Origin of the sequence: Gallibacterium genomosp. 1 (assembly GCF_001678575.1) — a bacterium.
Taxonomy (GTDB): domain Bacteria; phylum Pseudomonadota; class Gammaproteobacteria; order Enterobacterales; family Pasteurellaceae; genus Gallibacterium.
Map to the genome: position 1 here is coordinate 1 of NZ_JTJP01000008.1, position 17,383 is coordinate 17,383.

Below are 17,383 nucleotides of genomic sequence, written 5' to 3' on the forward strand. Positions count from 1 at the left end.
CAAAATATTGTATAGAAAAAACTTTATTTCTATGATTATCTAATAATGTATAAATAAACTTTTCAGCTTCTTTTTTATTTTTACTATACTGATGTATGGCAATAAAAGTAGGAGAAGCAATAGAGTTAGGGAAATAAACAAACCCCACATTAGGATCATTTAGTTCATTATTAGCATAACTATCAATACTTATACCAGCTATAGCTAATCCCATTTTTACTTTATCAACAACATTAAAACTACGAGATGATATTACAGATATATTTCCTACAATAGAAAGAAAATCTTGCCATCCTTGTTTCCATCCTTTTTGTTGTAATAACATCTCTAACATAATATGATTACTACCAGAACGGGAGGGAGAACTCATTAAAATACCATTAAAATAATTATTATTTTCTAAACTACTCCAATCTGAGGGAGTCTCAATATTATATTTCTTTAATAATTTTCTGTTATAAAAAATTCCATATCCTGAAAAAGCAACTGCTGCTGTAGTTTCACTAAGTTCATTAGGAACATATTTACTATTAATACGTAAATTTATAGGTAACGTTGATAAAAGATTACGTTTTTGTAAATGATAAAATAAAAAAGGCGATGAACTAATAATCAAATCTACTTCATTAACACTCTGATTCATTAGTAATTTTTCAAGAGACATTACTGTCGTATTAATGAACCTAACACTACTATTCTCCGGTTCTGTTTTCCATTGTTCTGAAATATAAGATGCAACTTCCGGAGAAAATGAAGTTGCAATAACTAAATTCTTTGCATTTACCGTGATAGATAATAAAGTGCAGAATAAAAAAACAGAGAGTTTCTTCTTTAATGTCATTTTTTTCCTCCACAATTTGTGATCAAAATCACAAATTTAAAATATTTTTTTATATTATCTGTATTCAGTAGAGTTTATTTTTTCTCAAAAAAATTATTCTCCAGTATTTATTTAAAATACTCCTTTATTTTTGAGTCAAAATTGACACTATAATTTCCTGTTTTGAGTCATTTTTAACTCAAAAAATAAAATTTTATCTTTCAATTTCAATATATTAGCATATGTTACGATTTCTTATCGTAGAAATAAATATGTATTTATTTTTATTATTAATTGGAGAATTTTATGCTTTCATTTTTAACATCTAAACCCGGAATACCTGTTCCTGAGGCAGAAATACAAGACCGTTATAATCGTTTAAGATGGCATGCACTATTTGGCATTTTCATTGGTTATGTTGCTTATTACATTCTACGCAATAATTTTTTACTCTCTTCTCCGGAACTTATTAGTGATTTTGGTTTTACCAAAAAAGACATTGGTTTTATTTCCGGCACAATGCTAATTGTATATGGCATAAGTAAAGGTGTGATGTCTGCATTAGCTGATAAATCAAATCCAAAACATTTTATGATTTTTGGTGTATTAATGTCGGCAATCGTTAATCTACTAATGGGGTTTAGTGCTTCATTTTGGATTTTCTTATTTTTATGTATTTTAAATGGTATTTTCCAAGGTATGGGAGCTGGCCCTGCTTATGTTGTATTAGCCAGCTGGTTTCCTAGGAAGTCTCGTGGCGTTACCACTGCTATTTTTAATATTTCTCACAATGTTGGTGGCGGTCTAGTTGCACCTATTGCTGGAATAAGCATCGCTTGGCTAGGTCAAGAACATTGGCAAGCTGCACATTTTATTGTTCCTATGGCTATAGCAACATTTATCGCACTAATTTTCTATCTCTTCGGAACTGGTAGAACTTACAATGAGGGATTACCACCAACTAGTAAAATTTTGGGTACAGAAAAAGAAGAGCTTGTAGTAACTAAAGATGAAAATATTAATCTCTCTACTTGGCAAATTTTAAGAGATTATATTTTAAAAGATATCAATGTCTGGTTCGTTTCTTTTATTGATGTATTCACCTATATGATCCGCTTTGGCGTATTAACTTGGTTACCACTCTACCTATTGGAAACTAAAGGATTTTCTAAAGGTGAGATGTCTGCTGCATTTGCAATTTTTGAATGGGCAGCAATACCGTCAACATTGCTAGCCGGGTGGCTAACTGACACCTATTTCAAAGGGCGTCGTATGCCTTTAGCCATCATTACTTTAATCGGAGTTGGATTAGCGATGTTTGCTTATTGGGGCGGTCAAGATCTACTCACAGTTACTATTGGAGCTGGAATCATTGGTTGCCTAATTTATGTTCCTATGTTCTTATCTTCTTTACAAACAATAGAATTAGTACCATCTTTTGCTGCCGGTTCTGCAACAGGATTACGCGGATTATTAAGCTACATTCTAGGAAGCTTCTCTGGTACAGCATTATTCGGTATTCTTGCAGAGCGTTTTGGCTGGGATGCTGGATTCTATTTACTCTTATTCGCAGTATGTGCTTGTATCTTCTGTTGTTATATGACACATCTTGGCGTTCTCCGCTTAGAGAAACGAAAACTAACTACAACACAGCAATAACTAGATAATATAAAGGATACGCTTCTGCGTATCCTTAGCTACTGACAATTTACGGTTTGTCATCATATTGGTGTTATCAACTTCTGCAAGAAGTTCATATAGGGATAACATTATTTTCATCTCAAAGTTCGAGAGTATTCTCTAAGATTAATGATCTAAATAGAGATAATTCTTCCAACTATTCATCCGTAATAAAATCTTCCGCATCATTGATAAATGGTGAGCGTGTTCAGTGTAAACAGCCACTTCAGCCGTTACCCCATATGGAAGATGGTATTCTGACATATCACTCTTCATTTTTAATAACACTAATGGCATCGCTGTATTATCAATAAAAGCTTTAGTATAAAGTGTACCATTTGCCTGTACTTCGTGTTCCCCAATCGTTGGTAAAATTGCCACCACTTCAGCTTGAAAAGTTTTACCTGGAATAGCTGGAAACACCATTTCCGCTTCATTACCAACACTCAATCGCAATAAAGAATTCTGACGAAACGCTGCAATATACATCTTTTCTTGTTGATAGGTAAATGTCATTACAGGGCGAAATGGTAAAGTAGTCGCCATCATTCCCTCTTTAAGATAATTTTGTGAAATAAAACCGTCCGTTGGCGCTCGAACAACTGTAGAATCTAAATCAAATTTAGCTCGATCTAATGCTGCTAGAGCCTGAGCAACATTAGCATGTTGCTCCTTATACTTCATCTGATACACTCCCCTAGCTTTTTCTAAATTAGCTACGGCAACTTCATAATCTGATTTTGCTGAATGATATTCTCGTTGTTTCACATCAAAATCATATTGACTGACTGATTTCAACTTAATTAATGCATTATAACGAGCAAATTCTCTCTGTTTTTGTTCCATAGTTAATTTTAGAGAAGTGACTTTAGATTGTGCTGCTTGATAATCAGCTTCTAAATTTTTAACAGTTTGCTCTGCAATAGCCAATTCCGCACGACGCTGATCAACCATTGCCTAAAAAGGAGTAGGATCAATCTTAAACAATACATCTCCTTTCTTAACAAGTTGATTTGACTTTACAGGATTAACTTCAATTATTGTTCCTTTTACATTCGGAATAATCGGTGTTGAAACATAGTATTGAGTCGCTAATTTAGTATGTGGATGATTATAGTTCATCACTAATAGCATAGATAACAATAATATTATGCCTCCAGCCACTGCTGTGGGTACTGACTACTTATTAAGCGGGATTTTGAAAAATTTAAATACTCCAACACAAAGGCTTGCATAAATAACGATGCTCATTAACTCCATCTATTTGTTCTCCTGTTTATGATGTTTTTCTATCATCGCTAATTTAAGCGATAAAGTATGTACTTCATTACGTAAAAAGGCGAGTTCTGTCGCTAATTTCTGATCCTTTTCATATAATAAAGGTAATTGTTCTGAAATTTCTCGATTAAATTTTTCTAAATTTTGAGCATCTTTCTGATAATTACCATTTTCCCACCCTTTTTTTCATCCCAAAGCGTTGCCCAAATCCATAAAAAAGGCCAAATCACATGAAGAGTAAATAAACTAACCCAACCTGCATAATGAAGCGCTTCAAGATGAGGATGATTACGTTTTTTTGCAATTTCATAAGGAATATCATGAATGATGATAATGGTATAAAAAATAGCAATACAAGCAAATATTAAAAAGAACAAAGCAAGATAACCTAAAAACATAAATATCCTCGTATGATTATAATTTAATAGTTAAAATATTGTATTAATTTAATAAGTTATCTATTAATTTCAGCTATTTTAATAAAAAAGAAAACCTACGATAAAAATCGCAGGTTTATCAATAAGTTAATAATAATTTTTTACATATCCTTCACTATATTTATTTCACTCTATAGTTTATTAATGGCTACTCTTATATTCAACTAAATCCTCAATTGTGACCACCGGATAGCCTTGTGCTATAGCAAATCTTACAATTTCAGGTGTTCTTGCCATTGATCCATCGTCATTAGTAATCTCACAAATAACTCCTGCTCGCTTAAAACCTGCCATTTCGGCTAAATCAACGGAAGCTTCTGTATGCCCCCGTCTTCCTAAGACACCTTTGTCATTTGCTCGCAATGGAAAAATATGTCCTGGACGGTGTAAATCACTCGGTTTTGCATTATCTGCAATCGCTGCTTTCACTGTTGTTACTCGATCCTGTGCTGAAACTCCTGTTGATACACCTTGTGCTGCTTCAATAGTCACAGTAAATGCGGTGCGATTAACACTGGTGTTATGTTCAACCATTGGAGGCAAATCAAGTTTTTTGCACAATTCATCGGTAATACAAAGACAAACAATACCGCTACCATAACGGATTAACTTAGCCATTTGTTCTTTTGTAATGGTTTCTGCCGGATAAATAAGATCGCCTTCATTTTCACGATCTTCATCATCCAATACTAGCACCCCTTTTCCTTGTTTTAATGCATTAATCGCATTAAGTACACGTTGTTCCGGGCTACCAAATTGAGAAAGAATTGACTGATTCATAGTAATTTCCTTGGTTAATGTAATATTATCGCTACTAGAATCAGGGCTTGAGGGAAATACGGTAAGACACATTACAATAATGTGTTTTTAAACGTAATTAAAAAGCGAATTACATAAATAATACATAACTCACTTATTACAACAATACCGCGATTCTCTACCATCCAGACTGTTACTGTCGGCTTTGGATTTTCACCAAATCTGCTTGACTTCATAAAAATATGAACGCTCGTGGGCTTACTTTCGTTTACCACCGGTGGGGAATTTCACCCCGCCCTGAGAATGCGAAAGAAAGTATAAAAGAAAAACAGATACTTGCCTAGTAAAATTCTATTTTTTCCCCTACAATTAACCAAGAAAAATTTAGTGGGGTACATATGTTAAATCCAAAAAAAATAGAAGAGATTATTCAACAAGTTCAGAACAATTTACCACAAGGCATTAAAGATATCGGTAGCGATGTTGAATCAAAATTAAAACAAGTTTTGCAGGCACAATTAGCTAAACTTGATGTAGTGGCACGTGAAGAATTTGATGTACAAACTCAAGTTTTATTGCGTACTCGTGAAAAATTAACCGCTTTAGAAGCCAGAGTTGACGCCTTATTGCAACAACAAAATGATGTTGCACCAAAATAATCTTATCATTTTAATAAAACATAATAATTATTACTTAACTTTCTCTGTTAATGATAATTTGTATTATCTGTTAAAAAAGATAACAATAAATAAATCTGTTGTAGCGCATAAATTATTTCAGCGCTGAGTTTCAACTTTCTGATATTCTATTCATAAGGTGCAGAAAATGACTGATTTTCTTTATTTACAACAAAAACGCAAACAATTGGGAATGAAGGTTGCGGAAGTATGTGAAAAAGCACAAGTAACTCGCGCGTACTATAATCAACTCGTCGGTGGTAAAATTCAAAATCCGAGTGCAAAAAAATTAAATGCCATTCATCACGCTTTGCAGATCACCGATACCCCTAATAAACAAGTAGGTGTTATTTTTGGAAAATTTTATCCTGTTCATACCGGTCATATTAATATGATTTATGAAGCCTTCAGCAAGGTGGATGAATTACATATTGTAGTTTGCAGTGACACAGAGCGTGATTTAAAACTTTACTACGACAGTAAAATGAAGAAAATGCCAACTGTGCAGGATCGTTTACGTTGGATGCAACAGATCTTTAAATATCAGCAAAAACAGATCTTTATACATAACTTAATTGAGGATGGTATTCCCTCTTATCCGAACGGTTGGCCGGCTTGGTCAGGTCGTGTGAAAGCATTATTCAGCGATAAACATTTTAATCCAAGCGTGGTTTTCACCAGTGAACCGCAAGATAAAGAACCTTACGAAAAATATTTGCATTTAGATGTTGTGCTAGTTGATCCAGAACGTACATTTTTTAATGTTTCTGCAACAAAAATCCGAACCCACCCATTCCAATACTGGAAATTTATCCCAAAAGAAGTGCGTCCATTCTTTGCCAAAACTATCGCTATTTTAGGAGGAGAAAGTAGTGGTAAGACTGTTCTAGTGAATAAGTTATCTGCTGTTTTCAATACAACTTCTGCTTGGGAATATGGTAGAGAATTTGTTTTTGAAAAGCTGGGTGGTAATGAACAGGCTATGCAATATTCAGACTATCCACTAATGGCGCTTGGCCATCAACATTATGTCGATTACGCATTACGCCACGCCAATAAAATTGCTTTTATTGATACTGATTTTATTACTACACAAGCTTTTTGTATTCAGTACGAAGGTAAAGCGCATCCATTCTTAGATTCAATGATTAAAGAGTATCCTTTTGATGTTACTATTTTATTAAATAATAATACAAAATGGGTCGATGACGGTATGCGTAGCTTAGGCACTCAACAACAACGCCAACGTTTTCAACAGCTATTAAAGAAATTATTGGAAAAATACAACGTCCCTTATATTGAAATTGAATCTCCTAGCTATTTAGAACGTTATGCTCAGGTAAAACAAATTGTGGAACGCATCTTAAATGACGAATCAGTTTATGATTCCGTTGAGTACAAGGAGAAATAGAGCTTAATGTTGTTATTCGCTGGTGATCCCCACGGTTCATTTGAACATCTTTATCCATTTATTCAGGGTAATCAATCTGTGTCATTGATTATCTTGGGTGATCTTCAACTTACTGACTGTCGAGAGCTAGATAAACTAGCACATTATTGCGACCTCTGGTTTATTCACGGCAATCACGATAGTAAAACACCAGCAGCATTTAAAGCGATTTGGGGTAGCGAATGGAAAAGTAGGAATCTACACGGTCGAGTGGCAGAAATTGAAGGAGTTAAAGTTGCTGGGTTAGGTGGTGTTTTCCGAGGTCAGATCTGGATGCCACCAAATAAACCACTATTTTTTGATCCAATCCACTATTGCCAATATTGTTCACAAGAAAAAATTTGGCAAGGTGGTTTACCGTTACGTCATCGTACTTCCATCTTTCCTTCCGATTTTGAATTATTGGAACAGCAAACAGCGGATATCCTTATTTGTCACGAAGCGCCAAAACCTCATCCCTCTGGTTTTTCTGTTATTAATCAACTTGCAGAAAAAATGGGGGTGAAAAAAATTTTTCACGGTCATCACCACGATAATTTTAATTACACGGCACTTAAAACTCGCCCTCGTCCATATCAAATTTTTAATATTGGTTTTCGCAGTTTAAGTGATATAGAGGGGGAATATTTATTGATTGGAGTAGATGATAGGGAAAAATAGTGCTTGTATTTGCCTCAAATTATCACACAAGCACGGTTTATTACTTTTTACTTAATATGACCTTGATCGAGGTGAACCACATCAATTTGCTTATTCGGCTTTACTTCAAAAGCTTGCCCAAAACCTTTTACAAATAACCCTTGTTGCGGAATTAAGTGAAACAGCGAAAAATCTTGAAATTCTATTAACTCCAACATAATGTCACCATATCGTTGGCGTAATAATTGTGTTCCTACTATCCATTTTTCACTATCTTTAACAACTTCCTCAACTTTCGCCATTGCACTAAAACGACGACGAGCAAAAAATTACAGATCGCAGCATCCAGTTAAACTATAGTCTTAATCCTGACTCCAAATATATCGATACCCAATTTACACTCTATCACAACAACACAAAAGAGTTAGAAGATCAAATAGATAATGATCTCCATGACACAACAAAATTCTCGACTTGGGGCTTTAACTTACAAAACAACAGTGCATTTGATTACATCACATTAACCTATGGAGTTGATTATTATCAAGATAAAGCAAAAACATTTAGACAAACCAATCAAACGGAAGCCGGCTTATTCCGCCCTAATAACTATAATGCTCAATCAGATGTAGTTGGTACTTATTTATTAAGCTATATTCCAATGTTTAATGATAAATTAGTACTATCACCAAGTATTCGTTATGGCAATTATCGAAGCAAAGAAAAAAGCCAAGGAAATTATTAGGAACATCGCTGATCCTTCTTTAACGTTGTTATTGAAAGCCACAGATTGGTTAGATCTTTCCGCACGTTATAATGAAGCCTTCAGAGCTCCCTCATTACAAGAAAAATTTACTTCCGGAAACCATTTTGGCTATAGTAGTCGTAGTCGAGCAACCTCAAATAAATTTGTTTCTAATCCTAATTTGAAACCTGAGGTTGCAAAAAATAAAGAAATTTCAGCATATTTTCATTTTAATAATTTAATCACACAAAACGATCAAGCGGAATTAACCACCACCTTTTTCCAAAATGATGTGAAAAATCTTATTAATCTCGAAACCTACTATTCACATCCGAATAGTGCTTTTAATTTTATGCCGAATCTTTCGCAATATCGTAATATTGCAGACGCTCGTTTGCGAGGGTTTGAAATAGAAGGCAAATACAGCATAGACAATCTTTCTTTTGCATTCAGTTATGGTCAAACACACGGTAAAAATAAAAATAGTGGGGAATATTTAGAAAACATCAACGCCGATAAATATTCAGCCGCTATTGATTATGCTTTATTTGCAAATGCACTCAAGCTGGGAGCAAGAATCAGTTACTATGCAAAACAGGATCGTGTCCCTAAAGGTTATACATCTTATCCAAGTTATACATTAACGGATTTAACAGCTAGCTTTTCGACACTATCGGGAAGTTTAAAAAATATACGTATTGATTTAGCTATTGATAACCTATTTGATAAACATTATGTATCAGCATTTAACTTAATGGAAGGAACCGGTCGCAATGTGAAGGTTGGTGTAAGTTACTACTTCTAAATGTCATTAAAAAAGGAACGAGAGTTCAATCTCTCGTTCCCATTCCAACGTGATCTATTTCAATTTCACTTCATCAAGCCATTTCTTTGTTAAACGTTTACCTTCTTCATCTGAACCGAAACGATCAAAATCAAAATTAATTAAATGTAATTTCTTTGGATCAGCTGAATTTGGAGAAGCTTCTGCGTAAATATTAGTTGGAATTTGATACATTTTTTCTTTACGCCACGGTATTTCTTGTGCTTCTGCACTCAATGCCCAATCCATAAATAATTTAGCATTTTTTAAATTACGTGCGCCTTTGATAATACTGATACCACCTAAAGAATAACTATCCCCTTCACAAGGTAAAATTGCTTTAACCGGTGCACCTTTTTCTTTTTCAGTCTCATAGCCATGAATAAAACCGACAGTTACCGCAGCATCACCTCGCGAAAGATTGGTTTTTTCTGTTCCACTTTGAGCATAATTTGAAATATTTTTATGCAAAGCTTTCAAATAACGGAATGCTTCATCTTCACCAAATAACTGTACCAATGTTGCAATAAAAGTATAACCCGTACCGGAACTTCTCGGATCCGGCATTTGTACTTGATCTTTAAACTTCGGATCAATCAAATCTTTCCAACATTTCGGATACTCTTTAATGCCTAATTGCTTAAATTTTTCCGTATTTACGCCCATTCCCAACACAATCATATAGCCAATTGAAGTATATTCACCGTGCTTATCCAATAATGATTTCAATTGAGGAATAGTTTCTGCCTGCTTGGGGGAACGATAAGGATAAAGTAACCCTAAATCTGCAGCTTGGAAATGTGGTTCAAGCGTACCTCCATACCAAATATCACCTTGTGGTTTTGTTTTTTCTGCTTTAATTTTAGATAAAGTTGAACCAGTACTGTTACGTACAAATTTCGCATCAACATTATATTTTTCACTAAAAATCTGTGTCATTCTTTCGCAAACCCGATATTGAACACTACAGTAAATAGTAAGTTGACCTTCAGCTTTTGCCTGATGAACTGGCATAAACATTACCAATAAACCAGAAAAAATCAGCGTTTTTAATAACATATTTTTAATAAATTTTTGTTGAGAATAATAAATTTGCATAAACACTTCCTTGAAATTGATAAAGAGACTAACTGAGGAGAAATAAAATAGAAGATTCCAATATCAAATTGAAATATAAAGAAATTTCGCATTAGTTCCCTACGTCAGTATTAGCTGAATCAGGTTAACGGGTATTTTCTCAGCCTCAAAGCACCCCGACTAATTCTCGATAAGTATAAAGTTTGTTAAACTTTTATGTCAAATAAATTCCTTTACAAAAAATAAGGTACACCAAAGCGCACCTTATTAAGTTTATGTAGAGTGATTATTAAATCTTAGTGATTTTTGCTGGTAATCCTTGTCGCACCGCTGAACCACAAACCCAATCAACCCAAGGTGAAGCGATCTGTTTGGTATCATCAATCAAGCCAAGGTCATTAATATTAATGCCCCGTTTAATGCGCTCATCGCCAGCAATCACCTTGCCATCAATTTCATAACCGGTTGCGCCAAGTTGTTTATGTCCATAACCGTGTTCAATCGCGATTGTACCCGGCATCACGCCGTCAATAACTATTACTTGCACATTCACTTTGCCGCCAGGTGTCGCCAATTCCACCAAATCACCGTGAGCAATTTTAAATTTAACCGCATCTTGGCTGTTCATTGCCACAATGCCACTTGGTTTAATGCTATGAAGACGTAACAATGGCGCAGTAATGCTGCTCATCAAATTAGATTTAAACGACATTAAAGCAAACGGCCATTCCGCTTTCGGATAACGACTTTCAACGGTACTATTATCCGCAAATTGTGGTGCAAAATATTTCGGGCAACCGTGATAATGCTCGCCGTTTTGGTGATTTTTCGCTTTTGCCACCGTAGGATTCCACACTTGCAAGCACGCTTTCCATTTTGCTGTCATATTTTCACCGTCCCACGCACTGTTAAACGGTGCAAAACGTCCGCCTTTACAGAAAACGGTCGCGGCTTTCAACACCTCTTCCGGTTTTAAAGTTTTATTAAGCAACGGCATAATGCGTTCAACACCGGACAATAAACGATCTTCCTGTGTCGCATCATTCACCGGCTGTTTACCGTCAAAAGCGATGTTGGCGGCAGCACGTAAGAAATAATCTTCACTGCAGTTTAATGGATAAGTCTGCTGCTGATTATCGCTGATGGCATTCTCACCAAATCCCGGCAAGCCCATTGCCTTGGCAACGTGAATGATAAAACTTTCCATACAGATAGTTTCGCCATCGGCATTCTTGGCATTTGCGGATTGAATAACCGGCCAACGCGCCGTGCTGGTTTTAGTCGGCACCCCTGCCCACGGCGTACTAAAGCCCCAGCTTTCAAAGTTGTGTGTATCCGGCACGATATAGTCCGCCAACGCAGTGGTTTCATTCATAAAAACATCCACAGCAATAAATAACGGCAACACTTTCGGATCACGTAACTTCTCTTCAGCGATATGATGAATACCAGTTAAACCATATAATGGATTGGTCATATGGCTAATCCACGCTTTTAATGAATAAGGATAACCTTGCAAGGCGGAGGTAATCATTTCCGACATTTGACCGCCAACAAACGGATACCAAGCTGCACGTGCAGGATAAGGCGAGCCTTGCGCCGCTTTGCGTTTAAACTCACTTGATTTTTCATACTCACGTTTACTGCGCGCTAAATTTGTGCCTTTTGGTTTCACCATATCCGGGAAAGTCGCTAGATTGTAACGAGGACCGGGCGCAAAATCTTTGAATTTACCGCCGCTGACACTCATTCCGCCTTTCTTGTTCATATTACCAATCATCACATTGAGCAATAAAATCGCCCACGCGGTATAAAAACCATTGCTTTGCATTGTGCCGCCGTGAGTAATGGCAACCGCTTTATGTCCGTGTGAAGTAAATTCTTTTGCCAATGCTTCGATTGTTGCCACCGGCACTCCACACAACGCCGCGTACTCTTGCAATGTATGTTCAAAGCAAGACTCTTTTAATAAAGTCAATGCCGATTTCACTGCCACAGCAGAGCCATCTTTTAAGGTAACGGTTTCATCCACCCAAATTTGCGCTTTTGCGGACGATTTAGCAGCAACAAATTGATCATCTTCCGCATTTTTGACTAAATCATAATTTTCCACCACTTTATCTTCCGCATCCGGTGCAACATCAAACAGATCCTGTTCTGTCAATGCTTGACCAAAGCGTGGATGTTGTGGCTCAACGATAAATAAATGGGAGGCATTACAATAACTTGCTGCGCCTGCCTGCTGCATTGCAAATTGGCTCGGTAATGATAAGTAATCTGCATTAAAGCGTTCATTTTCAATAATCCAACGCAACATTGCCAATGCCAACGCTAAATCACCGCCCGGTAAAACCGGCACCCAACGATTGTTTTGCGTAGCGTGTGTTGACGTTAATTCCAATCGAGGAGAAACCACCACATAATCAAAATTATCTCCCGCACGTTTTTTCGCTAATTGACGTGCCTGACGTTTAAACGGGTTGCCTGACTGTGCCGGTGAAGTTCCCATAAAGAGAATAAATTCACAATTATCCCAATCCGGTTTTGCGTGTGAATTTTTATCCAAATCATTCATCACCGCACCGGAACCAGCACGATAGGACAAACCGCAATAAGAGCCGTGAGAAGCAAAATTAATAGTGCCGAAACTGTTATTCGCAAAACGTTGCAATAACGGCTGTCTACCCTCCGGACCGGCAAAAGTCACGAAAAGCTGGTTCGCTTTCGGGCCGAAATCCGGATTTTCCGCATCTACAGGCGTTTTCAAATCGCGAATCGCTTTTAAGCCATCAATATGACCTTCACCAAACAGATCACCACCATTCACCACTTCTTCAATTAATTGTTCAAAGCTAATGGTTTTCCATTTACCTTCGCCACGTTTACCCACACGTTTTAATGGTTGCGTAATGCGATAAGGGCTGTTTACCCCTTCCATAAACGCCGCACCACGTGCACAAGCGGTGGAGCGATTTTCCAAGCCGTTTTCACCTGCTACACTTAATTCTGCCTGTTGTAACGAGGTGTTGTAATTCAAATATTCATCGGCAGAAAGCGGATGATACGGATTACCGCTGATGCGAATGACCTTATTCTGTTTCAAATCCACTCGAGCACGCAAACCGCAAAGTGTCCAACAACCCATACATTGGGTATTACACACAATTTGATCGGTATTCGGCATCACTTTATTATTCTCAACCTTATATTCCGGTGCGAGTGAATTACCGTGAATATTATGTTTGGTTTTTTCACCGGAAGAACCTGTGAAAACGCCATTAGCAATTTCTTTCACTTTTGGTGAATAACCGGCTACAAAAGCAGCAGCACCACCAACAGCCAAACCGCCTTTAAGTAAATTACGACGTTTATTATCCATTACGCTGCTCCTTATTAATTAATCCGAATAATTGCCACAAAATCACACTTACAGTCACCCATAAACCGGCTACCGAAAGCATTCCTAATCCGCCGTCAACGCCCCAATTAAAGTGATATGGGTTCATTAATGCGTTATATTTTGCGACAGTTTGCACTTCAAGTAACAACACCCAACGAACCATTGCGGTTAAGATAAGTGAAGCAATTAATAACAGACATTGCATTGTTTTTGCCTGTGCGCTGAACAGTGCCAACAATAAGGTCAATCCCCAAATCACAGCAGTGAACGCCACCGCCGGACGAGCTTGCCACAAAGTGGATAAATCCAACGCAGTTTCTGATGAGTGATAATAGATAGCTCCAACGGTCGCGGCTAATAACAGCAAACAAGCAATCACTAATGGTTTCATCAGCACTTTATTATTTGTACCGTTAATCATAGAAATCGCAAAATGTGTTAACAGAATTGCGCTCGGCAACGCACTGAAAATAATCAATGGGATAAGCCAAGGCTGATGCCACAACGGACGCGCAGCAACGTTATATACTTCCATTGAAGTATAAAGCAGAATTAAGACACTGCTGATGATAGTTAAAATTCTAAAAATCCAACACCAAAGCGCGTTATTTAAATTGCCGACATAAAGCAATGCCAACCATTTTTGTGTTGGACGTTGCGGTAATTGACGCAATAAAAACAGAATATAACCGACCAAACTCAACATAAAAATTGGTAGGAAAATTGAGCCCCACGCCATCCACGACCAATTAGCCAAATAAGCATAGAAATGCCACACTCTTCCCGGCTGATGTAAATCCGCAGTGAGCGCAATCGGTGCAACAATGGCAAAGCTTAATGCGACTAACAACGCTATCAATTCCGACTTAGGCTGATAGGGTTTAACAAAAAAGCGAAGACAAAGTGCGGCAATAATGGCGCATAATGCCAAGCCGATATAGAAGAAATAACTTACTGCCCAAGGTAGCCACGCAATGGCTTGCGGTTCAACTAAAACTTCGCGAATCATCATTATTCCCCCTTACCTTGCCAAAGCATAGGTTGTCCCTGTACACGGCTTACAAACGCATCATCAAGCCCTAAATAGAAAACGTGCGGCTGTGTTCCTGCTTCCGGTTTCAACACTTTTAATTGATCTTTATGACTATCAAACAGTTTTCTGATTTGGCTGTTCGGATCGGCAAGATCGCCAATAATACGTGCCCCACCGACACAACTTTCCACGCACGCCGGTAATAAACCTGCCTCCAAACGATGCGCACAAAACGTGCATTTATCTGCTGTTTTGGTCTCTTCATTGATAAAACGGGCATCATAAGGGCAAGCTTGAACGCAATAAGCGCAACCGACACAACGTTCATTATCGATAACGACAATGCCGTCTTTTTGTTGATAAGTTGCCTGCACCGGGCAAACCGGCACGCACGGCGGATTATCGCAATGGTTGCATAATCGTGGTAATAACACGTTGTTTACTGTCTGCTTACCATCGGTAATTTCATATTGACGTACCGTTGTACGAAATTCACCGATCGGTGTTTGATTTTCGATATTGCAGCTGACGGTACAAGATTGACAACCGATACAACGGCGTAAATCAATAATCATCGCATAACGATGCTGTTGATCACCGCCACGTCTAGGTGGCTGAAACGCAATACTTTCAAGCGGAATCAAACTTGCGCCGAAAGTGAGTGCGGTCAGCGATTTAAGTGCTGTTCGTTTGACACTATCCATAATTTCCCCACTATTGTCGTTTTGTGCTATTGTTGGTTCTATCGTATTGTGGTTTACCCTAAAATCGGTATCTATTGTGGTTTTCCACATAAATAGTATGGGTATTGATCTGAGTCAAAAAATAGGAGGCAATTTTGAGAAAATTCATTGTGCTTTCACTGACTTACATAATGCTGTCGCTCTTCCCTTTTTTTGCCGGCGCAGATAATTGGAAAATCGGTATTTTGGCACAGCGCGGAGAAACTTTTTTATCACAACAGTGGCAACCGTGGATAAATTGGTTAAATCAGCGTTATCCACAACAGCATTTTTCGTTGGTGCCGTTGCAACTTGACGATCTTTCCCAAGATAAAGCCGATAACATTGACTTTATTTTAACCAATCAATCACAATTTTTTTATCTCAATGATCAGCCGGTCCGTTGGTTGGCAACATTGCAATCCCCTCGTCAGCAACACACCAATGCCGGTAAAGTTGGCAGTGCGATTTTAGTCAATACAGAGAGTGATTTTCATCACATCACTGATTTAAAAGGGAAAACATTAAGTGCAGTTGGCGAAAATGCCTTTGGTGGTTTCTTGCTCGGCTACAACGTGTTATATCAACAAGGTTTAGTTGAAGGTAAAAACATTTTTTTCCGCTTCAGCGGTTTTCCGGTTGATAATACCGTTTTCTGGCTGCAACAGCATAAAGTTGATGCTGCTATTGTGCCTGTTTGTATCTTGGAAGATTTAGCTCGTGAAGGGAAAGTCAATTTCTCGGATTTCCGTGTGCTAGCCCCACAAAGTAACTACTTAGGCTGTGTTTCCAGCACACCGCTGTTACCAAACTGGTCGTTAGCGGCAATGGCACAAGTGCCGGATAACATCGTGAAAAAAATGATGACCATTCTGCTCGGTGATGTTCCGGCAGATTTACCGCAATGGAATCCGCCTTACTCCGACCAACAGGCAGACAATATTTTGCGAAATCTTTTCCGTCATCCACAACAACAAAATTTATGGCAAAGCGTAAAATATTGGATTAATCAGCACCAGTGGCAATTATTGTTGCTTCTATTTTTTATTATTTTCAATTATTTATGGATTAGTTATCAGGTTCATCGTAAAAGCAAAGCGTTAACCCAAGCCCATCAGGAAATGCGCCTTTATGAACAACAACTGATAAAAGCCGACCGCTTAAGTATTTTGGGGGAAATGAGTGCCGGCATTGCGCACGAAATTAACCAGCCGCTTACCGCTATCGGAATGTACAGCGAAGGACTGAAACAACAGCTAAAACAACGATCCGACGCAACATTTGAATTGCAAATTTTGGATAAAATACAAGTTCAGGTTGATCGCAGTCGGCAAATTATGCGCAACCTTACCGGTTGGGCAAAAGGTAAAGAAGACGAAAGGCTACACAATATTGAGCTGAAATCTTGCTTAGAAAAAACAATTGATTTTATCCGCCAACACTATAATTCCCGTGCCAAGATACGACTAATTTGTGCAAAACAGTGGCAAGTTTGCATAAAAAAAACGATGTTGGAGCAGATCCTCTGCAACTGTTTACTCAATGCACTTCAAGCACAGGCAAATAAAATCGTGATAAGCGTACAGGAGAAAGAAAACAGCATTCAAATTTTGATTGTGGATAACGGTAAAGGCTTTTCAGAAACCGAATTGGCATTTCCATTTGTGCCATTCCGCAGCCGGAAAAAAGAGGGCTTAGGTCTTGGGTTAACATTATGTCAGCGCCTAATCCACTCAATGCGAGGTGAAATTTATCTCAAAAATCGTCCTGCCGACAAGGGTGCAATGGTGATTTTGGAATTACCGATTAATCAGGGAATTGGTGACAAACAATAGGAGTTTCT

General features: G+C 37.5%; 16 protein-coding genes and 2 riboswitches. Of the genes, 6 read left to right on the plus strand and 10 right to left on the minus strand.

Going from position 1 to position 17,383, the window contains the following annotated elements:
* The coding region (locus tag QV04_RS02275; RefSeq protein ID WP_065233136.1) for an ABC transporter substrate-binding protein at window positions 1-841 on the minus strand (841 nt) is incomplete at its 3' end.
* A 285-nt stretch (window positions 842-1,126) separates the two neighbouring features.
* On the opposite strand from QV04_RS02275, the gene QV04_RS02280 reads away from it, so the two are divergent.
* The gene (locus QV04_RS02280; protein WP_065230752.1) at window positions 1,127-2,479 is read left to right on the plus strand and encodes an MFS transporter; all 1,353 of its coding nucleotides are present in this window, start codon (window positions 1,127-1,129) and stop codon (window positions 2,477-2,479) included.
* Window positions 2,480-2,626: 147 nt separating this feature from the next.
* Here the strand turns inward: QV04_RS02280 and QV04_RS02285 are convergent, their stop codons facing one another.
* From QV04_RS02285 to ribB, 4 genes are all read right to left on the minus strand, one after another.
* The gene (locus QV04_RS02285) at window positions 2,627-3,454 is read right to left on the minus strand and encodes an HlyD family secretion protein (RefSeq protein ID WP_197494779.1); all 828 of its coding nucleotides are present in this window, start codon (window positions 3,452-3,454) and stop codon (window positions 2,627-2,629) included.
* 3 nt (window positions 3,455-3,457) lie between these two features.
* Window positions 3,458-3,634 carry a biotin/lipoyl-binding protein gene (locus QV04_RS11945; RefSeq protein WP_419177505.1) on the minus strand — a complete coding sequence of 59 codons (177 nt, stop codon included), beginning with the start codon at window positions 3,632-3,634 and terminating at the stop codon, window positions 3,458-3,460.
* Window positions 3,635-3,915: 281 nt separating this feature from the next.
* Window positions 3,916-4,176 carry a DUF3302 domain-containing protein gene (locus QV04_RS02290; RefSeq protein ID WP_082985555.1) on the minus strand — a complete coding sequence of 87 codons (261 nt, stop codon included), beginning with the start codon at window positions 4,174-4,176 and terminating at the stop codon, window positions 3,916-3,918.
* A gap of 180 nt (window positions 4,177-4,356) precedes the next feature.
* Entirely contained in the window at window positions 4,357-4,995 is a 639-nt protein-coding gene (gene ribB / locus QV04_RS02295) for a 3,4-dihydroxy-2-butanone-4-phosphate synthase (protein ID WP_065230753.1), read from the minus strand.
* 148 nt (window positions 4,996-5,143) lie between these two features.
* A riboswitch (FMN riboswitch) is annotated at window positions 5,144-5,283 on the minus strand.
* A gap of 89 nt (window positions 5,284-5,372) precedes the next feature.
* Between ribB and ubiK the strand changes: the two genes are divergently transcribed.
* The 3 genes from ubiK (at window position 5,373) to QV04_RS02310 (ending at window position 7,761) form a co-directional block, all read left to right on the plus strand.
* Entirely contained in the window at window positions 5,373-5,633 is a 261-nt protein-coding gene (gene ubiK / locus QV04_RS02300) for a ubiquinone biosynthesis accessory factor UbiK (protein WP_065230754.1), read from the plus strand.
* 166 nt (window positions 5,634-5,799) lie between these two features.
* Window positions 5,800-7,062: a multifunctional transcriptional regulator/nicotinamide-nucleotide adenylyltransferase/ribosylnicotinamide kinase NadR gene (gene nadR, locus QV04_RS02305; protein WP_065230755.1), complete on the plus strand. Its 1,263-nt coding sequence runs from the start codon at window positions 5,800-5,802 to the stop codon at window positions 7,060-7,062.
* 6 nt (window positions 7,063-7,068) lie between these two features.
* On the plus strand, window positions 7,069-7,761 hold the full coding sequence (locus QV04_RS02310) for a metallophosphoesterase family protein (RefSeq protein WP_039172520.1): 693 nt from the start codon (window positions 7,069-7,071) through the stop codon (window positions 7,759-7,761).
* Window positions 7,762-7,808: 47 nt separating this feature from the next.
* Here QV04_RS02310 and QV04_RS02315 read toward each other — a convergent pair whose 3' ends face one another.
* Entirely contained in the window at window positions 7,809-8,042 is a 234-nt protein-coding gene (locus QV04_RS02315) for a heme iron utilization protein (RefSeq protein WP_039172518.1), read from the minus strand.
* A 399-nt stretch (window positions 8,043-8,441) separates the two neighbouring features.
* On the opposite strand from QV04_RS02315, the gene QV04_RS02320 reads away from it, so the two are divergent.
* Complete coding sequence (locus QV04_RS02320) at window positions 8,442-9,290, plus strand: TonB-dependent receptor domain-containing protein (protein ID WP_082985556.1); 849 nt, start codon at window positions 8,442-8,444, stop codon at window positions 9,288-9,290.
* A 54-nt stretch (window positions 9,291-9,344) separates the two neighbouring features.
* On the opposite strand, the gene QV04_RS02325 is transcribed toward QV04_RS02320, so the two are convergent.
* From QV04_RS02325 to ttrB, 4 genes are all read right to left on the minus strand, one after another.
* Complete coding sequence (locus QV04_RS02325) at window positions 9,345-10,367, minus strand: ABC transporter substrate-binding protein (protein WP_197494781.1); 1,023 nt, start codon at window positions 10,365-10,367, stop codon at window positions 9,345-9,347.
* Window positions 10,368-10,485: 118 nt separating this feature from the next.
* A riboswitch (TPP riboswitch) is annotated at window positions 10,486-10,574 on the minus strand.
* A 100-nt stretch (window positions 10,575-10,674) separates the two neighbouring features.
* Window positions 10,675-13,764, minus strand: coding sequence for a tetrathionate reductase subunit A (locus tag QV04_RS02330; RefSeq protein ID WP_065230757.1), 3,090 nt, complete (start codon window positions 13,762-13,764; stop codon window positions 10,675-10,677).
* On the minus strand, window positions 13,757-14,797 hold the full coding sequence (nrfD, locus tag QV04_RS02335; protein WP_013746062.1) for an NrfD/PsrC family molybdoenzyme membrane anchor subunit: 1,041 nt from the start codon (window positions 14,795-14,797) through the stop codon (window positions 13,757-13,759). The genes QV04_RS02330 and nrfD overlap by 8 nt, the downstream gene beginning before the upstream one ends.
* Window positions 14,797-15,522 (minus strand): tetrathionate reductase subunit TtrB, encoded by a 726-nt coding sequence (gene ttrB, locus QV04_RS02340; protein ID WP_013746061.1) that lies wholly within the window; start codon window positions 15,520-15,522, stop codon window positions 14,797-14,799. Before ttrB ends, nrfD begins: the two co-directional genes overlap by 1 nt.
* A gap of 134 nt (window positions 15,523-15,656) precedes the next feature.
* Here ttrB and QV04_RS02345 point away from each other — a divergent pair, with 134 nt between their 5' ends.
* Window positions 15,657-17,375 (plus strand): sensor histidine kinase, encoded by a 1,719-nt coding sequence (locus QV04_RS02345; RefSeq protein WP_065230758.1) that lies wholly within the window; start codon window positions 15,657-15,659, stop codon window positions 17,373-17,375.
* The last annotated feature ends 8 nt before the right edge of the window (window positions 17,376-17,383 follow it).